6 protein-coding genes are annotated in these 5,422 nt (G+C 50.2%); 5 read left to right on the top strand and 1 reads right to left on the bottom strand.

Annotated elements, in window-relative coordinates:
• From NTV65_11160 to NTV65_11175, 4 genes are all read left to right on the top strand, one after another.
• Nucleotides 1–1,045 (top strand): class I SAM-dependent methyltransferase (locus NTV65_11160; protein MCX6115754.1); only part of this gene is annotated, 1,045 nt, incomplete at its 5' end.
• On the top strand, nt 1,045–1,584 hold the full coding sequence (rfbC, locus tag NTV65_11165) for a dTDP-4-dehydrorhamnose 3,5-epimerase (protein MCX6115755.1): 540 nt from the start codon (nt 1,045–1,047) through the stop codon (nt 1,582–1,584). The genes NTV65_11160 and rfbC, both read left to right, overlap by 1 nt.
• Before the next feature lie 10 nt (nt 1,585–1,594).
• A complete protein-coding gene (locus NTV65_11170) occupies nt 1,595–2,542 on the top strand; it encodes an NAD(P)-dependent oxidoreductase (GenBank protein ID MCX6115756.1) in 948 nt (315 codons plus the stop codon).
• Between the two features lie 172 nt (nt 2,543–2,714).
• Nucleotides 2,715–3,713, top strand: coding sequence for a glycosyltransferase family 2 protein (locus NTV65_11175; protein MCX6115757.1), 999 nt, complete (start codon nt 2,715–2,717; stop codon nt 3,711–3,713).
• Here the strand turns inward: NTV65_11175 and ribD are convergent.
• A complete protein-coding gene (gene ribD, locus NTV65_11180; protein MCX6115758.1) occupies nt 3,699–4,829 on the bottom strand; it encodes a bifunctional diaminohydroxyphosphoribosylaminopyrimidine deaminase/5-amino-6-(5-phosphoribosylamino)uracil reductase RibD in 1,131 nt (376 codons plus the stop codon). The two genes, NTV65_11175 and ribD, sit on opposite strands and share 15 nt — an antisense overlap.
• A 119-nt stretch (nt 4,830–4,948) precedes the next feature.
• On the opposite strand from ribD, the gene NTV65_11185 reads away from it, so the two are divergent.
• The coding region (locus NTV65_11185; GenBank protein ID MCX6115759.1) for a hypothetical protein at nt 4,949–5,422 on the top strand (474 nt) is incomplete at its 3' end.

Below are 5,422 nucleotides of genomic sequence, written 5' to 3' on the forward strand. Positions count from 1 at the left end.
AGATCAGATCTTCTCTGATTATGTATATTTTTCATCGTACTCAGAGAGCTGGCTTAGGCATGCAAAGCTATACAGTGAGCAGATGATAGAGCGGCTTAAGCTCGATTCGAGATCGTTTGTGGTTGAGATCGCAAGTAACGATGGCTATCTGCTGCAGAACTTCGTTAAACACGAGATTCCATGCCTCGGTATTGAGCCAGCGGCGAACGTAGCTGCGGTAGCGACAGAAAAGGGGATACCAACACGCTCATTTTTCTTCGGCAGCGAGAGCGCCCAGAGGCTTAAAGCTGAGGGGCGCGGTGCAAACCTACTAATCGGTAATAACGTCTTTGCACATGTGCCGGACATTAATGATTTCGTGGCGGGGATGAAGGTTCTTCTAGCAGAGGATGGAGTTATTACTTTAGAGTTTCCACACCTTTTACAACTTATAAAAAACAATCAGTTTGATACGATCTATCACGAGCACTTCTCATACCTATCGCTCTTGGCGGTCGAGAGCATCTTCGCTGCGCACGGGCTGATGGTGTTCTCAGTTGATCAGCTACCGACACATGGAGGATCGCTGCGGATTTATGGACAGCACGATGGTAAAAGAGCACGCCCGGTAGATGCCTCTGTAGCAATGGTGCGAGATCTCGAAAAAAGTGCAGCACTTGATCAGATCGCAACTTACAGCAGCTTTAAGGAGAATGTGGAGGTCACTAAAAGGGCGCTACTTTCATTTCTTATTCAGGCGCGTGCTGATGGGCAAAGGGTCGCCGCGTACGGCGCTGCCGCAAAGGGCAACACCTTGCTTAATTTCTGTGGTATTCGTCAGGATTTTATCGACTACGTTGTTGATCTAAATCCACATAAACAGGGATTATTCACCCCTGGTACCCATATACCGGTTCTTAGTCCAGAAAAGATTAATGAGACCAGGCCTGATTTTGTGCTGATCCTAGCCTGGAACCTTAAGGATGAAGTTGCCTCACAGTTGAGTCAGATCCGTTCCTGGGGTGGTAAGTTTGTAGTCCCCATTCCAACCCTGCAGGTGTTTTAATGCGCTGCACAGATCTCTCACTTCCTGGCGTATGGCGAGTAGAGATCGAACCAAGCTGTGATGAGCGGGGATTTTTTGCCAGAACATTTTGTGCTGAGGAGTTCGCACAGATCGGATTGCCCAGCACCTATTGTCAGAGCAGTGTGTCGTTCAATCAGAAGCGCGGGACCCTACGTGGCATGCACTTTCAGGCCAATCCATCCAAGGAGTCTAAGTTAGTGCGCTGTATAAGGGGCGCAATTCTGGATGTGGTGTTAGATCTGCGCGAGAGCTCAGAGAGCTTCGGTAGGTCAATAGGGGTAGAATTATCGGACGATAATAGGACTGCGCTTGCGATTCCGGCTGGATGCGCGCATGGATTTATCACCCTTAAAGATGAGAGTGAGGTGCTCTATATGATGTCTGAGCCCTTTAATCCGAGTTTGAGCCGAGGAGTTCGGTGGGACGATCCGAAGTTCTCTATTTCATGGCCGTTCTCTCCGCTCGTCATATCCGAACGCGACGCGCAGTATCCAGATTTTAGTAGCGATATTCTGTAAGGTATGTTTGATGACTAACGGAGCAGTGATCGTTACAGGAGGATGCGGGTTTCTCGGTCGACAAACGATCCCTTTCCTAGTGGCGCGTGGCCAGCAGGTACATATATTTACTAGAACCATCAGGGACTCAGATCTGAGCCTCCTTAAGAGCCGCTTCGGTGATGCCGTAGAGCTACACGCAGTCGATCTACACGATACCAACACTGTAACGCCCATCGTTGCGCGCATTAAAGCCACACACCTACTGCACCTTGCATGGGATACTAGACATGGGGTCTTCTGGTCTTCGCCTGAAAACATAGACTGGATCGTTAGTAGTAAGTTGTTGCTGCAAGCCTTTATAGAGAACGGAGGAAAGCGAGTTGTTGCGGCCGGCTCCTGCGCTGAATATGAATGGGGTGGTGCGGATGAAAAGCTTATAGAGGGCAGCTCCAAGCTTATGCCCTCTACGCTCTATGGACAGTCGAAGTTAGCATCACGTAAGAGCCTCTTTACGATTGCAGCGCACCATAAGATAGAGGCAGCTTGGGGGCGGATATTCTTTCTCTTTGGTCCACATGAGGGAACGCAGCGCTTGGTATCGTCGGCGATTATTGCGTTACTAAAAGGACAGATGTTTCCAGCAAGTATCGGTGATCAGATCCGCGATTTTGCCCATACGGAGGATGTGGCTGCCGCATTCGTAGCACTTCTCTATTCAGATGTTACTGGGGATGTAAACATAGCCTCCGGCGAGGAACGCTCAATTGCGTCGATTCTCAAGGCGCTTGGAACGATTATCGGGCGTCCTGAATTGATACAACTTGGAGCAAAACAGAAGGTTCCTAACGATCCATTGCGCATCGTAGCCTCCATAGAGCGGCTACGCAGGGAGGTGCGGGTAACCTCCCCAGAAGATATTCAGGTGCGGCTTGCAGAAAGCGTAGAGTGGTGGCGTAGTAATCTTAAGTATATGTAATTACATGTAGTTATAGAAGCCTAGGGTGCTAGTATGATTGGGGGTTTAACGTGCTAAAAAAAGAGCTAATCTTGCTAGCATCTGGCATCTAAACGGTGATGGTATGCGGCTGAGTTTTGCTCGGTGTTGATTATTGTGGAACGTTGGTCGCTAACGTGTACGGAGGATCTTAGTGTCACAGCAGAAACAGGCTATCGCAATCCTAGTGCCGGTTTTTAATGAGGAGCGGGTAGTTCCGCTATTCTTTCAGCGCATACTCCCAGTTATTCAGGAGCTCTCGCACGAGTACACCCCACAACTAGTATTTATCAACAACGCTTCGCGCGACCAAACGTGCGAGGTGATATCTCAGATCCGTGATGAGCATCCATTCGTATTCCTGCTCTCACTCGCTAAGGACGTAGGGTATCAACGCTCACTGGAGTTCGGATTGCGTAACTGCACAGGGGATATCTTTGTTTTTATCGATGTTGATTGCGAGGACCCGCCCGAGATGATCCTTGAGTTCGTAAAGAATCACAGGCAAGGTTTTGATGTTGTATACGGTGAACGGGTTGATCGGATCGAGAGAGCGTCGATCAAGTTTATGCGCAAGGTGTTCTATCGAGTGATGAAAGCGGTAGCGGATGAGGATATCGTTCTCGATATGGCCGAATTCTCGCTGATGACGCAAGAGGTGCGTAACGCCATTATACAGGACTCCTCATCTTTCCCCTTTATAAGGGCCTCGATCGGACGAGTTGGATTTAAGCGCATAGGGATCCCCTATCGCCGTGATAAGCGTATCGCAGGCGAGACTCACTATAATATCTGGGGGATGATGCTCTTTGCTGTTGCGGGTATCCTATCGGCTAGTACGCTACTGCTGCGAGTTGCAATGTACTGCCTGCCGATCTGGATAGGAGCCATGTTGACCCTGGGAGTACTGGCCAGTAGAGGTTCTAGGCCATGGGCGTTTACTGCGCTCGTTGTGCTTGGATTTACCTACTGTGGGGCGGTGTTGAGCTTTATATCAATTTACCTAGCACGCGTATACAAGAACACGCTCGGACGTCCGAATGCATTTCTTGATCATAGGCGCTCATTTCCGCAGGGTCTAGCTAGCCTAGATTCCAATGAGCTGAGAAGCGATAAAATGGGCTCAGTTGAAGCACCTTTAGAGATGCAGTAGCTCAACTCCGAGCTCTATCGGTATCTGCAGGACTTCAGTAGTAATCCCTAACCTAGCGGCCAGTAAGGGGTGTTGCAGTGTGATTAGTGTATCGGTTCCAACCGTACACATATGACCCCCCTGTTCCTGTCCCTGTTCTTGTTCTTGTTGCGGAATGCTTGGGGCTTTAATACCTGCGCCAAACGTCGTAGCACTGATAAAGATCCTGGCCTCATCCCAGATCTCTGCATCGATAAAACTACGCAGGGTCAAAGCGCCCCCCTCAATTATTATAGATGTAAGACCCTCCTGAAAGAGGGTTGAACAGAGCGCCTGACACGACCACGCCAATGGATCGATACGACGAAAACGGATCGGTCCGTCAGTAGATTCCCGCACGGTATTGAGGATAATCGTATCAGTAGCGCCATTAAATAGTTTTAAAGTTTGAGGGAGAGAGAGGGTTCGATCGATAACGATTCGAACCGGATTTTGTCCAATGGCGTGTCGTACCGTTAGTTCAGGATCATCGACCGCGGCGGTTGTGCGCCCAACTAATATAGCCATCTCCTGAGAGCGCCAGAGGTGTGTGAGGGTGCGTGATGGTGCTGAGCTGATCCAACGTGAAGAGAGGTCTGCACGAGCTATAAAACCATCCCTGGTCTGTGCCCACTTAAGGATACAGTAGGGGCGCCTCTCTCGCTGTGCCACGATAAAGCGCCTGTTCATTGCGCGGCACTCTAGCTCCATCACCCCCTCGGTTACGGAGATGCCGGCGTTGATTAGCCGCTCGATTCCACGGCCCGAGACTTGAGGAAAGGGATCGCGGCAACCAATAACGACACGCTTAATTCCAGAATCTATGATTAGATCTGCGCAGGGCGGGGTTTTCCCGAAATGTGCGCACGGTTCAAGGGTTACGTAGAGGGTAGAGTGCGGGATAAGGCTTCGATCCTCAACAGAGGAGAGAGCCGCTACCTCCGCATGTGGCCCGCCGTACCGTTGGTGGTAGCCCTCGCCGATAACGGCTCCTTCGTAAGCTAGCACCGCACCGACAAGCGGATTTGGAGCTACGGAGCGCCCCCCTTTGAGCGCAAGCTCAAGGGCACGCACCATATATTGTGGCTCGATTAGCATGGGAGCTATCTTATACTAGGGCTATACGAACGTCACGGAATCTGTTGAGGTAGGAAGTAGTCACCAGTTTATCAATGACCACGCACTTTGGCTCATGTATAATAAATGCTAGTGCAGCTATGAACGGTATCGATAGGCAGTATAACCCCTCTGAGATCATTTGGAGCCCCTCTGAGGAGCTACGAAATGGCTGTGCTCTGAGACGCTTTATGCAGGAGCTTACGGCTAGTGGGGAGCAGGGGTTTGATGATTTCGAGCAACTTCACAACTGGTCGGTTAGGGAGCCAGCGAAGTTTTGGCCAAATCTTGTTAGGTTCCTAGGACTCAAAGGAGAGGGCTCCCTTGAGCCCTACGTAGATGCTTTGGAGGGGCCAACCCCACTAGCAAAACGGTGGTTTCCAAATTTTAAGCTTAACTTCACTGAGAATCTTCTGAGTGGCGCGGAGGATCAACTCGCCATTATCTCCTGGTCAGAGGGTGAGCTTAAGCGACGCATAACGATGGGCGAGATGCGCTCCTCTGTAGCTGCTGTGCAGGGACACCTGAAGCGGAGTGGTATTGTAAGTGGTGCACGCATTTTTGCCTATCTACCA

Source organism: Pseudomonadota bacterium (assembly GCA_026390555.1).
Taxonomy (GTDB): Bacteria; Bdellovibrionota_C; UBA2361; order UBA2361; family OMII01; genus OMII01.

Bases quoted from the DNA above. Each gene is read 5' to 3' on its own strand.
- NTV65_11170 (MCX6115756.1), top strand. From the start codon at position 1,595: ATGACTAACGGAGCAGTGATCGTTACAGGAGGATGCGGGTTTCTCGGT.
- rfbC (MCX6115755.1), top strand. From the start codon at position 1,045: ATGCGCTGCACAGATCTCTCACTTCCTGGCGTATGGCGAGTAGAGATC.
- ribD (MCX6115758.1), bottom strand. From the start codon at position 4,829: ATGCTAATCGAGCCACAATATATGGTGCGTGCCCTTGAGCTTGCGCTC.